Genomic DNA, 16,895 nt, shown 5'->3' with positions numbered 1-16,895 from the left:
TCGAGGTGGGCAGCCGGCTCACCTCCGTCGAGCAGATCGAGGACCTCATCGTCTCCGGTGCGGACGGTCCGGTGGCCGTGCGCGACGTCGCGGACGTCGAGCTGACGGAGGCCCCGATCACCTCGGTCTCGCGCACGGACGGTGCGGACTCGCTCATGCTGCAGGTGCTCAAGACCCCGGACGGCAACACCGTCGAGGTCTCGCACGGCGTCGAGGAGGCGCTGCCGGAGATCCAGGAGGCGCTGGGCGACGACGTCGAGTTCGTGACTCTCTTCGACCAGGCGCCCTTCATCGAGCAGTCGATCGAGGACCTGCTGGTCGAGGGTCTGCTGGGCCTGGGCTTCGCGGTCGTCATCATCCTCGTGTTCCTGCTGAGCGTGCGCGCCACGATCATCACCGCGATCTCCATCCCGGTCTCCCTGCTCATCACCCTCATCGGCCTGTGGACCACCGGGTACACGCTCAACATGCTGACGCTGGCGGCGCTCACGATCAGCATCGGACGCGTCGTCGACGACTCGATCGTCGTCGTCGAGGCGATCCGACGACGGCACTCCCTGGGCGGCGACAAGGCGGAGAACATCCGGGCCGCGGTGGGGGAGGTCGCGACCGCGATCACCGCCTCCACCCTCGTGACGGTCGCCGTGTTCCTGCCCGTCGCGTTCGTGGGCGGACAGACGGGCGAACTGTTCCGACCGTTCGCCCTCACCGCTTCGCTGGCGCTGCTGGCCTCCCTCTTCGTCGCCCTCACGATCGTCCCGGTCCTCGCCTACTGGTTCCTGTCGCGCCGCGGCAAGGAGGCGAAGCTGACCCGCGCGCAGAAGAAGCAGTGGAAGTCGGAGAAGGCCACGACGCTCGCCCAGTGGCGGAAGGAGCGCAAGGAGGCCGCGAAGCGCCCCATCGATCCGGAGAACCCGTCCGGCCGGCGCTCGACCGGCGAGCTGCCGGTCGTGCCCGCGGTGGGCACGGATCGCACCGAGCCGCAGGAGGTCGACGAACTGGCCGCGATGCACCAGCCGGTCACCCGCCTGCAGAAGACCTACGTGCCGGTCGTCCGCTGGACGCTGCGCCACCCCGCGGTCGTCCTCCTCGTCGCGGTCCTCGTCTTCGCCGGCACCCTCGCGATGACCCCGCTGCTCAAGACCGAGCTGCTGGGCGACACGGGCGAGCCCATGATCCAGGTCAGCCAGGACTTCGAGCCGGGCACGGACCTCGAGGAGGCCTCGGAGCAGGCGCGCGAGGTCGAGGCGGTCATGGAGGACATCGATGAGATCTCCTCGTCGCTCGTGAGCATCAGCGGCGGCGGCGACGAGTTCTCGATGGGCGGCTCCGGAGGCACCTCCGCGCAGTACATCGTCAACCTGGAGGAGGGCTCCGACGCCGAGGCCGTGGGCGCCTCCCTGCAGGAGGAGCTCGACACGATCGAAGACGCCGGCACGATCGAGGTGATGTCCGCCTCCTCGATGGGCGCGGGCTCCACGATCGACGTGCGGCTGACCGGCAACGACATCGATCAGCTGGAGGACGCCGCAGCGGCGCTGAGCGAGGATCTGGCGGACGTGGACGGGGTCCAGTCCGTCACGGACGACACCGTCGCAGTGCAGCCGGTCGTCGAGGTCGCGATCGACCACGAGGAGGCCGCCGCGTACGGGCTCACGGAGCAGAGCATCGGCCAGCTCGTCTCCCGCGCGATGCGCGGACAGCAGCTGGGTCAGCTCGTCATCGACGATGTGGGCCGCAGCGTCCTCCTGTTCCAGGGCGAGGTCGACAGCGTCCAGGAACTGCGCGAGTTCGAGTTCGAGGCGACGCCCACGTCGACGGACGGCGCGGCGGGGGACGGCGCAGGACAGTCGGCGCCGGAGATGCCGGGCATGCCCCAGGCCCCCGTCGCCCCGGAGCCTGAGACGATCCAGCTGGACGACGTCGCGGACGTGACGGAGGAGACGACCGCGCCCACGATCACCCGCGTGGACGGTCTGCGGTCCGTGACCGTGTCCGTGACCCCGGCCGGGGACGACCTGGGCCTCGTGGGCACGAACGTGCAGGAGGCGGTCGACGCGCACGACCTGCCGGACAGCGTCCAGGCGGACCTGGGCGGTGCGACGGAGGAGATGAACGACGCGTTCCTGCAGATGGGCATCGCGATGCTCGTCGCGATCCTGCTGGTCTTCGTCATCATGGTCGCGACGTTCCGCTCGCTCATCCAGCCGTTCATCCTGCTGGTGTCCATCCCGTTCGCGGCGACCGGTTCCATCGGCCTCCTGCTGCTGACGGACACCCCGCTGGGACTGACGGCGCTCATCGGCCTGCTCATGCTCATCGGCGTCGTCGTCACGAACGCGATCGTCCTCATCGACCTCATCAACCAGTTCCGCGACCGCGGCGTCGATCTGCGCACCGCGATCGTCCAGGGTGCGCGCCTGCGCTACCGCCCCATCCTCATGACGGCGGCGGCGACGATCTTCGCGCTCATCCCCATGGGCATGGGGCTGACGGGCGGCGGACTCTTCGTGTCGCAGTCGCTGGCGATCGTCGTGATCGGCGGACTCGTGAGCTCGACGATCCTCACCCTCATCCTCGTCCCGGTCCTCTATTCGCTGGTCGAGGGCGTCAAGGAGAGGCGCGAGGAGAAGCGGCAGATCCGCGACATGACCCGTGACCGCGCGGCCGCGACCGTCCCCACGGGGACGGCGGGGGACGCGTCGACAGCTGAGGACGCGGACCACTGACGGACATGCGGTCGGACTCCCGGAGCACCCGTCCCCTCACCCGGGGACAGGTGCTCCTCGAGGTGGGCGTCGTCGTGGCGCTGAGCCTGGGCGAGTCGGGCGTCTACGCGGTCGTGCGGCTGCTGGACCTCGTGTCACGGGGTCCGCTGGCGGACGCGCAGGCCAACCTGAATGTCTCCGCGAACGAACGCCCCTGGTTCGACCTCACCTATCAGCTGCTGGGGATCGGCTTCGCGCTGGTGCCCGTGGCACTGGCCCTGCTCCTGCTCAGCCGCGATCGCCTGCTGTCCGGCGGCGCCGGGCTCCCGCCGGTCCTCACCCGGCTGGGAGTGGCGGGCGGACGGACGGCCGGCCGCGACCTCGGGCGCGGGGTCCTGCTGTTCCTCGTCATCGGTGCGGGCACGCTCGCCGTCTACGCCGCGGGTCGCGGGATGGGGCTGACAGCGCAGATCAGCACGGACAACCTGGGGGAGCGGTGGTGGACCGTGCCCGTCCTCGTGCTGGCGGCGGCGAAGAACGGGCTGCTCGAGGAGGTGCTCCTCATGGGGTACCTGCGGATCCGGCTGGCGGCGGCCGGATGGTCGCCGTGGACGGTCATCGTGTCACTTGCGGTGCTGCGCGGCAGCTACCACCTGTACCAGGGAGTGGGCCCGTTCGCGGGCAACGTCGCGATGGGGCTCATCTTCGGCTGGTGCGCGCTGCGGTGGGAGCGGGCGCGCGCAGGCGGCATGCAGGGTTCAGGCATGCAGCAGGGTTCAGGCATGCAGCAGGGTTCAGGCGTGCACGGACCCGGTTCCGCGGTCATGCCGTTCGTGTGGGCGCACATCATCATCGATGTCGTGGGCTTCACCGCCCCGGGGATCCTGCACCTCGTCGACCCGACGGGGTGAGGCCGGAGGGCCCGGGCGGCCGGGAGTCCGGGCGCGGACTCCGCTCAGGGGAGCGACCCGCTCAGATCGTGACGGGGCCGTGCGCGGTCTCGAAGGTGACGGACTGGATGCCGGGCGCACCGTGGGGCGCGACCCAGTCGATGCCGATCTCCGGGATCGGCTTCCTGTCCTCCGTGCCCAGCCAGTCACGCACGCGGTCGCGGTCGCCGGCGATCGAGATCTCGGAGATGGAGGCCTCGTTGCGCGGACCCAGCTGCGAGGGGTGCTGCGCGTGCGGGGAGATCCAGTGGATGAAGTACGGCAGCTGAGGATCCGCGATGAGCCCCTTGATGCCGATCTGCTTCCACACGACCTCGTCCTGCCCGGGCGGCGTGCGGTTGCCGTCGACGGCCTTGCGCTCCAGGCGCTCCTCGACCGGTGCGAGCTCGTCGACGCGGATGACCCAGCCCATCCAGCCGCCGCCCATCTCGCTGCGGGCGCGGACCGCCTGGCCGAACGGCGTGGACAGGGTCGCCGGGTGCTCGAGCGGCTCGACGACCTCGAGGTAGTGGCCGCCGGCCAGCGGGAACACCAGATTGCGCGTGCCGAAGCGCGGGTGGACGCCTCCGTCGTAGGCCTCGATGCCCAGAGCGTCGGCCAGTCGTGCCGCAGTGGCCTCGAGCCCGTCGTGTTCAGCGGCGAAGGAAACGTGATCGAGATGCATGTGTGCAGAGTGTCACATTCCGGGCCAACTCTTTAGTGAGGGCATCCTAAGTGCGAACGCATCGCACCCCTCCCGGAACCCGCGTGTGCGGGCGCCCGGAAGGGGTGCGGTGGGGGAGCGGCTCAGTGCTGGTTCTTGAACCGCTCGATCGACTCGGTCACGATGCGCTCGGCCTCCTCGCGGCCGGCCCACTCGCTGCCCTTGACGAACTTGCCCTTCTCCAGGTCCTTGTAGCGGGCGAAGAAGTGCTCGATCTCGTCGAGGCGGTGCTGCGGGATGTCCGACACGTCCTGGATGTGGTCGAAGCGGGAGTCTCCGCCCAGCACGGCCAGCACCTTGTCGTCGCCGCCGGCCTCGTCCTCCATCTTGAAGACGCCGATCGGGCGCGCATCGACCAGGCAGCCCGGGACCACGGACTCGTGCAGCAGCACCAGCACGTCCAGCGGATCGCCGTCCTCGCCCAGGGTGTCGTCGAAGTACCCGTAGTCGGTGGGGTACTGCATCGAGGTGTGGAGGTACCGGTCCAGCTTGAGGCGACCGGTCTCGTGGTCGATCTCGTACTTGTTCCGGGAACCCGCCGGGATCTCGATGGTGGCGAGAAGTTCCATGTGCTCTCCTTGAAGGGGTCGACTGGGCTGCGGGACGTCTCCCCTAGCATAGTGAGCGATCCCCCGTCCGCGCGCAGGAGGCGACGTGTCCCACACCACTGACGGCACCCCGGGCGCCGACCGCCGCGCCGCCCGCGGAGATCGCGCCCGCCGCAGGCGCCGCACCGGCCTCGCCTGGTGGGCGGGCGGACTGGCCGTGCTGCTCGTGGGATACGGCGCACTCGACGCCGCGGACGCGGTCCCCGGCCCCCTCACCACCCAGCCGCCCATCGAGGTGCAGGCGCTGCCGAGGCCGTCCGCAGCAGCCGCGGACGTCGCCGGGCCGTCCCCGCTGCCTCAGGACGCACCGGTGCCGCAGGACCTCGCCTCACTCGTCGAGCCCGTGCTCCAGGAGGCGGACCTGACCGGTCGCCTGGGCTACGACGTCCGCGATGCGCTCACCGGCGACGTCCTGCTGGCCCGGGGCGAGGAGACCGCCTCGACCCCCGCATCCGTCACGAAAGTCCTCACGGGGGCTGCGGCCCTGGGCGCTCTGGGCGCGGACGCTCGCTTCACGACCTGGGCGGTGCTGGACGAGGCCTCCGGAGTGGTCCACGTGGTGGGCGGCGGCGACGTGCTGCTGGGCGCGGGCGAGAGCGACCCGGACACGGTCCTGGGCCGTGCCGGCCTCGCGACGCTCGCGCAGCGCACCGCGGAGGAGCTGTCCGGTGCCGGTGTGGAGAGCGTGCGCGTCGCCGCTGACCTGGGCCGCTACTCCGGCGACGGCTGGCACTCCGGCTGGGAGCGCGCGGACATCGGCAGCGGCTACATCACGCCCATCGTGCCGCTCATGCAGGAATCGGCCTTCGAGGAGCCCGGCCAGCGCTACTCGTCCCGGCACGAGGACGCCGCCGGCGTCGCGGTCGACACGTTCACCTCCGCCCTGGAGGACGCGGGCATCGACGCCGAGGCCGCGGAGCCGGCCGCTGCACCGCAGGACGCGACGGAGCTGGCCTCCGTCGACTCCGCGCCCGTCAGCCAGCTGGTCGAGTTCATGCTGGTCAACAGCGACAACGTCGTCGCCGAGGTGCTGGGCCGCGAGGTCGCGCTGGCGACCGGGCGGGAGGCCTCGGCGGACGAGGCGCCCGCCGCCGTCATCGACGCGCTCGCCGCCCAGGACCTCGACACGGGCTCGATCACCCTCGAGGACACGTCCGGCCTGGACTACGACAACCGGATCTCAGCCCACGACCTCACGACGATCGTCCAGGCGTCCGCGCAGGCCGACGGCGACCTGTCCCTCCTCATTCCCGCGATGCCGGTGGGCGGGCTGACCGGCACGCTGTTCGAGCGCTACCGCGACGACGAGAGCCGTGCCGGTGCGGGCGTCGTCCACGCGAAGACGGGCTCACTCGCGACGGTCAGCTCACTGGCGGGCACCGTCCTCACCGCGGACGACCGGCTGCTCGTCTTCTCGTTCATGGCCGACGAGATGGACCGCGGCACCTCCCTGGACGCACGCGTCGCGTTCGACACCGCGCTGGCGCGCATCGCGGAATGCGGCTGCTCGTGAGGCAGGATGGGGACATGGACGACGCGGTGGACATCCTGGATCAGAGGCTGCTGGAGAGGACCGTGCGCGAACTGGTCCCCGGAGGGCCGGTCCTGCCCCAGAGGGAGACCGCCGAGGTCGTCGCGGACCTGCGCGAGGCCGCCCAGACCGCCGTCGACCTCGTCCTCGACGTCATGCGCCTGCCGCAGGAGCAGGCCGACGCCGCCCGCACCCGGGCGGCCGCGGGACCGGTCCTCGTCGTCGACCGCCTGGGCTGGACGAAGGCGACCGGCCAGTCGCTCACCGCGATGGTCGACGGCGCGCTGCCGCCGGAGGCCCGCAGCGCACTGGAGTCCGGCCGCATCCCCAACACGCTCGAGACCGCCGCGGTGCTGGCGGTCCTCTCGACCCGGGTGCTGGGCCAGTTCGACCCGTTCGGCGGCGGCCCCCACCCGGCGGGCTCCGGCCGCCTGCTGCTGGTCGCCCCCACCGTCGCGCAGACGGAGGCCGCCCTGGACGTCCTGCCGCGGGACTTCCGCCTGTGGGTCGCGCTGCACGAGTCGACGCACCGGATGCAGTTCGCCGTCGCCCCGTGGCTGCGCGATCACCTGAGCGGGCTGCTCACGACGCTGCTGGGGGAGGACGCCTCCCTCACGAGTCCGATGGCGCTGGGGCCGATCCTCCGCCGCCTGCCGGAGATCCTGCGCGGCGAGACGGAACTGCTGGACGTCCTGACCGGGCCGGAGACGCGCGAGGTCCTCGACCGGATCGTCGCGGTCATGAGCCTCCTGGAGGGCCACGCGGACGTCGTCATGGATGCGGTGGGCACCTCCGTCATCCCCGGTCTCCCCACGATCCGCGCCCGGTTCGAGAACCGCCGCGACGCGGGTGTGGGGCCTGGCGGCGCGATCGGGCGGCTGCTGGGCATGGACGCGAAGCTGCGCCAGTACCGCGAGGGCGCGTCATTCGTCCGCGCCGTCGTGCGCGAGGTGGGCCACGAGGGGCTCGCCCGGGTCTTCGAATCACCGCAGGCGCTGCCGACCCCGGAGGAGATCGGCCGCCCCCAGCTGTGGCTGGACCGGGTCTCGTCTGCGGGTCACGCCGCGGACACCCGGGACACCGGTGACTCCCGGGACCCAGCGGACCCTGCGTGAGCGGAGCCCCCGTGCGCCGTCCACGCCTGGATCCGGCGACCGCGCGGATCCGGACAGTCCTGCGCGCCCTCGTGGTGGCGCAGCGCGGCGGCACCGGGAAGCCGTCCGGCACGGTGCACGGATCCGCGGACCCGCTGCGCGAGCCCGGCGCGCCCCTCCTCGTCGCGGTGTCCGGCGGTGCGGATTCCCTGGCGCTCGCCGCGGCCGCCGCCTTCCTCCGCGCTCGGGGAGAGGCCCGCTTCCTCGCGGTGACCGTCGACCACGGACTGCAGGACGGCTCCGACGCCGTCGCTCGGGACACCGTCGCGGCCCTCACCGCGCTGGGCCTGCCCGCGCGTGCCGCCACCGCGGACGTCGCCCCGGGGACACCCGGCGGGCTCGAGGCGGCCGCGCGCACGGCCCGCTACGCCGCACTCGCCCGAGCGGCGCAGGAGGCGGGTGCCGCAGCCGTGCTGACCGGGCACACGCAGGACGACCAGGCGGAGACCGTCCTCCTGGGACTGCTGCGCGGCTCCGGCGCCCGCTCGCTGTCCGGGATGGCCGGGCGGACGCGCCTCGACACGGAGGCCGGACCCCTCACCGTGCTGCGTCCGCTCCTGGGAATCACACGCGACCAGACTCGCGCGAGCGTCCGCGCCCAGGGACTGAGCGCCTGGGACGATCCCATGAACGAGGACTCCCGCTTCGCCCGCGTCCGGGCCCGGCACGTCCTGCGCGACCTCGAGGAGTCCCTGGGCCAGGACCTGCGCGCGGGCCTGGCCCGCACGGCCGACCTCCTGCGGGAGGACGCGGACCACCTGGACGCCGAGGCCGGACGCGCCTGGGCCGCAGTCGTCGCCCAGGTCGGGGGAGACGGGGAGGCGGACCCGACTGGTGCGGCGGGTGGACCCGAAGAGGCTGTCCCGACCGGCTCGGCTGTCGCGACCGGGGAGGCTCCGTCTGCGCCGGAGGCTCTTCCGGTGGAGAGTCTCGCGCAGCTGGGCCCGGCCGTGGCCGGGCGCGTCGTGCGGACATGGCTGCTGGCGCGCGGAGTCCCCGCCTCGGACCTGACCGCGGACCACGTGCGGGATGTGCGGGAGGTGGCGGCGGCCTCGGGCGCGGGGAGGCGGGAGGCATCCGTGCCGGGGGCCGGCACGGTGCGCCGGGCGGGCGGGATGCTCGTGCACCGCGCTGCCGGCGCCTGAGGGGACTAGTCCTGCTTGTCGACGTTCGCCTTCGCCGCGCGGGCGTCCAGGACCATCATGAGCAGCACGAACGCAGCGCCCACGACCATGAAGAGGAGCGGGACTCCGATGTCGCCCGTCGAATACCGTGCGGACTCGTCCTGCCACGGCCACAGCGCGCGCAGCGAGCCGGCCATGAGCCCCGCCATGAGGACGACCGTGAAGCGGGGGATGCGCTCGAGGGCGCGCAGCACCAGCTGGACGACGCTGATGAGACCCGTCGCCGCACCCGCGGCGAAGACGCCGATGTAGACGAAGTCGAGCTCGCTGACCGCCTGCAGGGTGGGGGCGTAGAGCCCCATCGCCAGGAGCAGGAACGACCCGGAGACGCCCGGGATGATGAGCGCGCAGATCGCGACGGCAGCGGCCAGGAAGACGATGAGCAGGTGCGGATCCGTCTGATCGCCGCCCCCTCCCAGACCCGTGAGGACGAACGCGGTGACGAAGCCGGCGCCGAACAGCAGGATCAGGTCCACACCCGGCGGCACGGACCAGCGGACCATGCGCAGGGGTGCTGAGATGCCCACGAGGACGATGCCGAAGAAGAGGCCCAGCGCGCTGAGCGGATAGGACTCGACGAGGTGGTGGATGGGACCCGCGAGCAGCAGGACCGCCCCGCCCATGCCCGCGATGACCGGGATGATGAGGCGCCAGTCGACCTGGGCCAGCTCCCGGCGGAACCCGCTCCAGCCGCCGCCGCGCAGCAGCGCCTTCCCCGCCTCCACGACGTGGTGGGCGGAGCGCAGCAGCTGCGTGTAGAGACCGACGATGAGCGCGATCGTCGCCCCGGACACCCCGGGCACCAGCTCCGTCAGGCCGATGAGGAAGCCGCGCCCCAGGTCCAGGGGCAGCAGCGTCAGGGGTCGGCGGGCGGGCGGGGGGCCGGCCGGGGCCGGATCAGTGGGACTGGTCACGCAGGATCCTCGTGCAGGCGGCGGTCGTCACCCTGCAGACTAGTGGACCGGGTCGCGGCGGCCGCAGGCGGCAGACAGTGCCCGCGTCGTGGAGCGCTAGAGTGGAGCACGGCCGGATGCCGCGACGCACGACGTGCAGTGAATGAGGAGTGACAGGTGGACGAGAAGGACCTTGGCGACGACATCACGACGATCCACGCGACCGAGGCTCAGATCAAGCATCGGCTGACGGAGCTCGCGGCGGACATCGACCGTGACTACAAGGGACGCGACCTCCTGCTGGTGGGCGTCCTCAAGGGCGCCGTCATGGTGATGGCGGACCTGGCCCGCGCACTCCACTCGGAGGTCCGGATGGACTGGATGGCGGTGTCCTCCTACGGATCCGGCACGAAGTCGTCCGGCGTCGTGCGGATCCTCAAGGACCTCGACACGGACCTGAAGGACCAGCACGTCCTCATCGTCGAGGACATCATCGACTCCGGCCTGACCCTGTCGTGGCTGCTCACGAACCTCAAGTCCCGCGGCGCGGCCTCCGTCGAGGTCTGCACGATGCTGCGGAAGCCGGAGGCCGCGAAGGTCGACATCGACGTGAAGTACGTGGGCTTCGACGTGCCCAACGAGTTCGTGATCGGCTACGGGCTCGACTACGCGGAGCGCTACCGGAATGTGCCCTTCGTCGCGACCCTGGCCCCGCACGTCTACAGCTGACGCGCACCCCGTGCCCGCGGTGAGGACCCCTCCCGCCGCCGGCACCCGTGATCCGGCCGCCGGCCGCAGCACCGCCCCCTGAGAGGACCCATGGCAGACACCCCAGACAGCAGCGCACCCGCCAAGAAGGCCTCCCGCGGGCCGTTCGGGTGGGTGCTGCTGGTCCTCGTCCTCATCACGCTGGGGTTCCTGCTGTCCGGCGGCACCGGGTTCCAGCGGATCGACACCGCGCAGGGCCTGCAGCTCCTGGAGGACGGGAAGGTCGACCAGGCCCAGATCGTCGACGGCGACCAGCGCGTCGACCTGGTCCTCACCGACGACTTCGAGTTCGCCGGCAAGGAGTACGGGAACAAGGTCCAGTTCTTCTACGTCGAGCAGCGCGGCGACGAGATCGTCGAAGCGGTCGTCGCGGCGGATCCGCCCGGCGGCTTCACGGACGACGTCCCGCAGCAGTCGTGGATCACCAGCCTCCTGCTCAACCTCCTGCCGTTCATCATCATCCTCGCGATCTTCTGGTTCCTCCTGTCCCAGCTGGGCGGGGGCGGCGGCCGCTTCTCCGGCCTCATGAACATCGGGAAGTCCAAGGCGAAGCTGGCGAACGTGGAGAACCCGGAGGTCACCTTCGCGGACGTGGCCGGCGTCGACGAGGCGCTCGAGGAGCTCGAGGAGATCAAGGAGTTCCTGGCCGAGCCCGCGAAGTTCCAGGCGGTGGGTGCGAAGATCCCCAAGGGCGTCCTGCTCTACGGCGCCCCCGGCACCGGCAAGACCCTGCTGGCGAAGGCCGTCGCCGGCGAGGCGAAGGTCCCCTTCTACTCGATCTCCGGCTCCGACTTCGTGGAGATGTACGTGGGTGTGGGCGCGTCCCGCGTCCGCGACCTCTTCAAGGAGGCGAAGGAGAACTCCCCGTGCATCATCTTCATCGATGAGATCGACGCGGTGGGGCGCCACCGCGGTTCCGGCACGGGCGGTGGGCACGACGAGCGCGAGCAGACGCTCAACCAGATGCTCGTCGAGATGGACGGCTTCGAGGGGACGACGAACGTCATCCTCATCGCCGCGACCAACCGCCCGGACGTCCTGGACCCCGCGCTGCTGCGGCCGGGCCGCTTCGACCGGCAGATCCAGGTCGAGGCCCCGGACATGAAGGGCCGCGTCCGGATCCTCGAGGTCCATGCGAAGGGCAAGCCGCTGGCCGACGACGTCGATCTGGCGATGATCGCGAAGCGCACCCCCGGCTTCAGCGGTGCGGACCTCGCCAACGTGCTGAATGAGGCGGCGCTGCTGACGGCGCGCGGCGGCCAGTCCGTCATCGACTCGACGATCATCGACGAGGCGATCGACCGCGTCATCGCGGGTCCGCAGAAGCGCACCCGCCTCATGAACGACAAGGAGCGGATGGTCACCGCGTACCACGAGGGCGGCCACGCCCTCGTCGCGGCGGCGATGAACGATACGGACCCCGTCACGAAGGTGACGATCCTGCCGCGCGGCCGCGCCCTGGGCTACACGATGGTCATGCCCAGCGAGGACAAGTACTCGACGACCCGCAACGAGCTGCTGGACCAGCTGGCCTACGCGATGGGCGGGCGGGTCGCCGAGGAGATCGTCTTCCACGACCCCACGACGGGTGCGGCGAACGACATCGAGAAGGCCACCGGGATCGCCCGCAAGATGGTGACCCAGTACGGCATGAGCGACCGGGTGGGCATGGTCAAGATGGGCGGTGGCTCCTCCGAGCCCATGGGCCAGCCCGGCGGCGGCCGCTCCGACGACGCGAACGCGGACACGACCCTCACGACGATCGATGCGGAGGTCCGCGCGCTCATCGACGACGCGCACGCGGACGCGTACTGGGCTCTCAACGAGAACCGCGACGTGCTGGACACGCTGGCCTACGAGCTGCTGGAGAAGGAGACCCTGGACGAGGCCCAGCTGGCGGAGATCTTCGCCCCCGTCGTCAAGCGGGACCCGCGTTCTGTGTGGCTGGCCAGCCGCGACCGGCCCGTCTCCACCCGCCCGCCCATCGAGGCCCCGGCCGCGCGCCGAGTCGCCGAGGCCCGGGCGCACGAGGCCGCGCAGGCGGAGGCGCCGCAAGCGCCGGGCGCGTCCGGTCAGCGGACGGACGAGGACGGACGGGAGCCCCGGGCATGACGATCGATCACGCGCGCATCGAGGCCGCGGTCCGCGAGATCCTGCTCGCCGTGGGTGAGGACCCGGACCGCGACGGTCTGGTCGACACCCCCGCACGCGTCGCGCGGTCGTACGAGGAGGTGTTCGCGGGGCTGGCGCAGGATCCCGCGGAGATCCTGGACGTCCAGTTCGACATCGGCTTCGACGAGATGGTCCTGGTCCGCGACATCGCGCTCTACTCGACGTGCGAGCACCACCTGGTCCCGTTCCACGGTGCGGCGCACATCGGCTACATCCCCGGACCGGAGGGCCGCGTGACGGGACTGTCGAAGCTGGCCCGCCTCGTCGAGGTCTTCGCCCGGCGCCCCCAGGTGCAGGAGCGGCTCACGACGCAGATCGCGGACGCGCTCGTGACGCACCTGGCGCCCCGCGGCGCCATCGTCGTCGTCGAGGCGGAGCACCTGTGCATGTCGATGCGCGGCGTGCAGAAGCCCGGCTCGTCGACGATCACGTCCGCCGTCCGCGGTCAGCTGCGCGACGCCGCCTCCCGATCCGAGGCCATGAGCCTCATCCTGCGGCGGTGAGCGACGTGGATCCCGCAGCGCAGACATCCGTGCCGCAGCGCACGCAGATCATGGGGGTCCTCAACGTCACCCCGGACTCCTTCTCCGACGGCGGTCGGTGGTTCAAGCACGCAGAGGCCGTCGCCCACGGCATCGACATGCTGGAGCAGGGGGCGGACCTCATCGACGTGGGCGGCGAATCGACGCGCCCCGGCTCCGCCCGCGTCTCTGAGGAGGTGGAGCTGGAGCGGGTGCTGCCCGTCATCCGGGAGCTCGCCCGCGACGGTGCGCGCATCAGCATCGACACGATGCGCGTGTCCGTCGCACGCGCCGCGCTGGAGGCCGGTGCCTCGATCATCAACGACGTGTCCGCCGGGCAGGCCGAGTCCGGCATGCTGGGGCTCGCAGCTCAGACGGACGCGGACCTCGTCCTCATGCACTGGCGCGGACTCCTGAGCGACGCGGCCGCGCCGGTCCACTACGACGACACCGTCGGTGAGGTCGCGGACGAACTGCGCGAGCGCGTCGACGCCGCCGGTGCGGCGGGCGTGGCCCGGGACCGGCTCATCCTGGATCCGGGGCTGGGGTTCTCGAAGAACGCTGAGCACAACTGGGAGATCCTGTCCCGCCTCGACGTGTTCGCGGACCAGGGGCTGCCGCTGCTGGTCGCGGCCTCGCGCAAGCGGTTCCTCGCCTCGCTCGTCTCCCCGGAGGACCCTGCGGCGGCCTCTCTGGAGGACCGGGACGCGGCGACCGCGTCCGTGAGCGTCCTCGCCGCCCAGGCGGGGGCGTGGGCGGTGCGCGTTCATGAGCCGCGGGCCTCGCGCATCGCCGTGGAGGCGATCCACGCGGTGCGGCAGGCGGCGGTGCGGGCCGCGGGGGACTGACGGGGGAGCGGGGACGGGCATGGAGTACGACACGGCACCGGCCACCAGCACGGCACGGCCCACCAGCGCGGTACCGATCGACGAGATCCGACTGACCGGCCTGCGGGTGCGCGGCCACCACGGGGTGTTCGATCACGAGAAGCGCGACGGTCAGGAGTTCGTCGTCGACGCCGTCCTGCGTCGTGACCTCTCCCGGCCCGCGGCCAGCGACGATCTGGCGGACACCGTCGACTACGGCACACTCGCGGACACGCTCGCCGCGATCGTCGCGGGTCCCCCCTTCGACCTCATCGAGGCGCTCGCCGGTGCGCTCGTCGAGGCGTGCCTGGAGGTGTGCGACGACGCGGAGGTCACGGTCCACAAGCCCCAGGCCCCCATCACCCACGCGTTCGCGGACGTCGCCGTCACCCTCCGTCGCACCCGCGCCGGCACGACCGGCCGCACCGCAGCCACCCAGGGCCGGATTACCGCAGCCGGGAACCAGACCCCTGCGAGCCCCCTCGTCCGCGCCGTCATCTCCCTGGGCGCGAACCTGGGCGACGCCCCGGCGACTCTGCAGACTGCGGTCCACGCCCTCGACCTGCACCCGCGCATCACGGTGCTGGCCGGGTCCCCGATCTACGTGACCGCACCGGTGGGCGGTGTCGAGCAGCCGGACTTCCACAACGCCGCCGTGCTTGTCGAGACGACCCTGCCGCCGCGCGAGCTGCTGGCCGTGTGCCAGGGCGTCGAGGTGTCCGCCGGTCGCACCCGCGAGGTCCGCTGGGGGCCGCGCACGCTCGACCTCGACCTCATCGCGGCGGTCGATGCGACCACCGGTGCCGCTCTGCGCAGCACCGACCCGGTCCTCACCCTCCCGCACCCCCGCGCGCACGAGCGCGCCTTCGTCCTGGCCCCGTGGTCCGACCTCGACCCGGACGCGACTCTCGAGACCGCAGCCGGACCGCAGCCGGTCCGCACACTGCTGGACCGGCTGCCGGACGCGGACGATGTGCGGCGGACGGCGACGGACGTGCGGGGCCGGACCACGGCCTCGGGCGCGGGGTCCGCAGCGGGCGGTGACCGGGAATGAAGCGCACGCGGCCGGGCCAGCTCCTCCTGTGGGGCGGGACGGGGCTGGTCGTCTCGCTGGGCTTCCACGCAGTGTGGGAGCGGGCGGGCAACGCGCTGCCGGACGTGCCGTGGCCCGCGATCGTGGGCATGCTGGTGCTGGCCGGAGCGCTGCTGGCGCTGGGCTGGCCCGTGCGCGCGTGGCGCGACGGCGACCGCACCTCGCAGATCGACGTCATCCGCGCCGCCCGCATCGCGATGCTGGCCCGGGCCGCGGCACTGGCCGGAGCCCTGCTGACCGCGTGGTACCTGGGCGGGGCGGTGTACCTGCTGGCCTCGGTCGTGGGACTGCGGACGGAGGCGGCGATGGGTATGCTCGCGGCGTCCGTGTCCGCAGCGATCCTCATGGCCGTGGGACTGATCGTCGAGTCGTTCTGCTCCCTGCCGCCCGACGACCCGCGCGCCCTCGACGACGACCATCCGGGCACCTCGCGCCGGACCGACCCACCGGAGGCACCCGCATGAGACAGCTGAATCCCGTCAGCCCCAAGTTCGCGGGCGTGCGCCTGCTGGGCTCCGTCATCGGGTGGAGCATCCTCATCCTCGTGTTCGCGGTCATGGGGATCGTGGGACTCGTCATCGACAGCACCCCGGTCACGATCATCGGCTTCGCGCTCGTGGTCCCGTTCCTCGTGGGCATGGTCATCGAGGTCTTCGTCGTCGTCCGCCAGGTCAAGGCCCTGGGCTACCTGGAGCGCGAGCACGACCTGCTGCTGCAGCGCGGCATCATGTTCCGCGCGACGACCGTCGTCCCGTACGGCCGCCTCCAGTACGTCGAGGTCACGGCGGGCCCGCTCATGCGCGCCTTCGGCCTCGCGACGGTCACGATGCACACGGCGTCCGCCTCGACGGACGCCTCACTGCCGGGCCTGCCCCGCGCCGAGGCCGAGGCCCTTCGCGACTCCATCGCCGCCCGCGGCGGCGCACGTCTGGCGGGCCTGTGAGCATCCCACCGCCTCCACCGCCTCCACCGCCTCAGCGGCCACCGCAGCCTCAGCAGTCGGGCGCTCCGTCTCAGACCGCCGGGCCGAAGGTCCAGCCGGACGGCTGGCGGCACGTGCACCGGCTCACCCCCGTGCTGCGAGGAGGCGCGGGCGTCGTCGCGGCGGTGGGTGTCGTCATCGCGATCCTCGTGCAGAACCTGCAGGCGCTGCTGGAGAACTTCTGGATCGAGCGGATGGGCGGCACCGGCCGCGGGGTGGGCATGCTGTTCCGCGCGCTCGTCGCCTTCGTGCGGGAACATCCGCTCATCTCCCTCGCGATCGTGGCGGGCCTCGTCGCGATCGTCGTCATCGTGCTGCTCATGCTGTGGCTGTCGTGGCGCAACATGCGGTTCCGGGTCGACGGGACGGGCGTGTACCTGCGCTCGGGCGTCCTCGCGAAGCACGAGAAGTCCGCCGCGCACGACCGCGTCCAGTCCGTCGACATCTCGCTGCCCTTCATCCCGCGCCTGTTCGGGCTCGCCTCGCTCGTCTTCGATGTGGCCGGCGGCTCGGACTCGAACATCACGATCACGTACCTGTCCCGTGCGGACGCGGAGGCCCTGCGCGAGGAGATCCTGGGCCACCTGCGCGGTCGCCGTGCCGCCCGGGCCGGTGCGGCGGGTCCGGGCGCCGGACCCGGCCAGGGACAGGAGCCGGGCCAGTCCCCCTCAGGTCCGCAGCAGGATGGGCCCGCCGGACACCCGGCCCCGCAGGGTGCCGGGTCAGCAGCGGGAGCCGGTGCGACCTCGGCGGCGGGGGACC

General features: G+C 72.0%; 16 protein-coding genes. 13 read left to right on the top strand and 3 right to left on the bottom strand.

What is annotated here, in order from left to right; all coding sequences use genetic code 11:
• Positions 1 to 5 precede the first annotated feature (5 nt).
• Together HGBR_RS21040 and HGBR_RS11585 are read left to right on the top strand one after the other, a co-directional pair.
• Positions 6 to 2,729 (top strand): efflux RND transporter permease subunit, encoded by a 2,724-nt coding sequence (locus HGBR_RS21040; RefSeq protein ID WP_019159507.1) that lies wholly within the window; start codon positions 6 to 8, stop codon positions 2,727 to 2,729.
• A gap of 5 nt (positions 2,730 to 2,734) precedes the next feature.
• On the top strand, positions 2,735 to 3,619 hold the full coding sequence (locus HGBR_RS11585; protein WP_019159506.1) for a CPBP family intramembrane glutamic endopeptidase: 885 nt from the start codon (positions 2,735 to 2,737) through the stop codon (positions 3,617 to 3,619).
• 61 nt (positions 3,620 to 3,680) lie between these two features.
• On the opposite strand, the gene HGBR_RS11580 is transcribed toward HGBR_RS11585, so the two are convergent.
• On the bottom strand, positions 3,681 to 4,322 hold the full coding sequence (locus HGBR_RS11580) for a VOC family protein (protein WP_019159505.1): 642 nt from the start codon (positions 4,320 to 4,322) through the stop codon (positions 3,681 to 3,683).
• Between the two features lie 122 nt (positions 4,323 to 4,444).
• Complete coding sequence (locus HGBR_RS11575; protein WP_019159504.1) at positions 4,445 to 4,930, bottom strand: inorganic diphosphatase; 486 nt, start codon at positions 4,928 to 4,930, stop codon at positions 4,445 to 4,447.
• An 85-nt stretch (positions 4,931 to 5,015) separates the two neighbouring features.
• Here HGBR_RS11575 and dacB point away from each other — a divergent pair, with 85 nt between their 5' ends.
• Genes dacB through tilS form a run of 3 tightly spaced genes read left to right on the top strand, consistent with a single transcriptional unit; the run spans position 5,016 to position 8,799 of the window.
• Positions 5,016 to 6,482 carry a D-alanyl-D-alanine carboxypeptidase/D-alanyl-D-alanine endopeptidase gene (dacB, locus tag HGBR_RS17665; RefSeq protein WP_019159503.1) on the top strand — a complete coding sequence of 489 codons (1,467 nt, stop codon included), beginning with the start codon at positions 5,016 to 5,018 and terminating at the stop codon, positions 6,480 to 6,482.
• Between the two features lie 14 nt (positions 6,483 to 6,496).
• A complete protein-coding gene (locus HGBR_RS17660; RefSeq protein ID WP_019159502.1) occupies positions 6,497 to 7,615 on the top strand; it encodes a zinc-dependent metalloprotease in 1,119 nt (372 codons plus the stop codon).
• Between the two features lie 11 nt (positions 7,616 to 7,626).
• Entirely contained in the window at positions 7,627 to 8,799 is a 1,173-nt protein-coding gene (gene tilS / locus HGBR_RS17655) for a tRNA lysidine(34) synthetase TilS (protein WP_019159501.1), read from the top strand.
• 5 nt (positions 8,800 to 8,804) lie between these two features.
• Here the strand turns inward: tilS and HGBR_RS11555 are convergent, their stop codons facing one another.
• The gene (locus HGBR_RS11555) at positions 8,805 to 9,752 is read right to left on the bottom strand and encodes a DUF368 domain-containing protein (RefSeq protein WP_019159500.1); all 948 of its coding nucleotides are present in this window, start codon (positions 9,750 to 9,752) and stop codon (positions 8,805 to 8,807) included.
• A 156-nt stretch (positions 9,753 to 9,908) separates the two neighbouring features.
• On the opposite strand from HGBR_RS11555, the gene hpt reads away from it, so the two are divergent.
• The 8 genes from hpt to HGBR_RS17640 all read left to right on the top strand — a co-directional run.
• On the top strand, positions 9,909 to 10,460 hold the full coding sequence (hpt, locus tag HGBR_RS11550) for a hypoxanthine phosphoribosyltransferase (protein WP_019159499.1): 552 nt from the start codon (positions 9,909 to 9,911) through the stop codon (positions 10,458 to 10,460).
• A gap of 90 nt (positions 10,461 to 10,550) precedes the next feature.
• Positions 10,551 to 12,611: an ATP-dependent zinc metalloprotease FtsH gene (ftsH, locus tag HGBR_RS11545; RefSeq protein WP_019159498.1), complete on the top strand. Its 2,061-nt coding sequence runs from the start codon at positions 10,551 to 10,553 to the stop codon at positions 12,609 to 12,611.
• Complete coding sequence (gene folE / locus HGBR_RS17650) at positions 12,608 to 13,174, top strand: GTP cyclohydrolase I FolE (RefSeq protein ID WP_019159497.1); 567 nt, start codon at positions 12,608 to 12,610, stop codon at positions 13,172 to 13,174. The genes ftsH and folE overlap by 4 nt, the downstream gene beginning before the upstream one ends.
• Entirely contained in the window at positions 13,171 to 14,040 is an 870-nt protein-coding gene (gene folP, locus HGBR_RS11535; RefSeq protein ID WP_019159496.1) for a dihydropteroate synthase, read from the top strand. The genes folE and folP overlap by 4 nt, the downstream gene beginning before the upstream one ends.
• A 19-nt stretch (positions 14,041 to 14,059) precedes the next feature.
• Positions 14,060 to 15,112, top strand: a complete 1,053-nt coding sequence (gene folK, locus HGBR_RS17645; protein WP_019159495.1) for a 2-amino-4-hydroxy-6-hydroxymethyldihydropteridine diphosphokinase — start codon at positions 14,060 to 14,062, stop codon at positions 15,110 to 15,112.
• Complete coding sequence (locus HGBR_RS11525) at positions 15,109 to 15,615, top strand: DUF3180 family protein (protein WP_019159494.1); 507 nt, start codon at positions 15,109 to 15,111, stop codon at positions 15,613 to 15,615. The genes folK and HGBR_RS11525 overlap by 4 nt, the downstream gene beginning before the upstream one ends.
• A complete protein-coding gene (locus tag HGBR_RS11520; RefSeq protein WP_019159493.1) occupies positions 15,612 to 16,094 on the top strand; it encodes a PH domain-containing protein in 483 nt (160 codons plus the stop codon). The genes HGBR_RS11525 and HGBR_RS11520 overlap by 4 nt, the downstream gene beginning before the upstream one ends.
• 131 nt (positions 16,095 to 16,225) lie before the next feature.
• Positions 16,226 to 16,895, top strand: a 670-nt coding sequence (locus HGBR_RS17640; RefSeq protein ID WP_147522460.1) for a PH domain-containing protein, incomplete at its 3' end; no start/stop codon positions are given.

This window comes from Brevibacterium senegalense (assembly GCF_000285835.1).
Classification (GTDB): domain Bacteria; phylum Actinomycetota; class Actinomycetes; order Actinomycetales; family Brevibacteriaceae; genus Brevibacterium; species Brevibacterium senegalense.
Note: the sequence above shows the minus strand (reverse complement) of the source record. Positions and strands in the feature narration are given on the sequence as shown.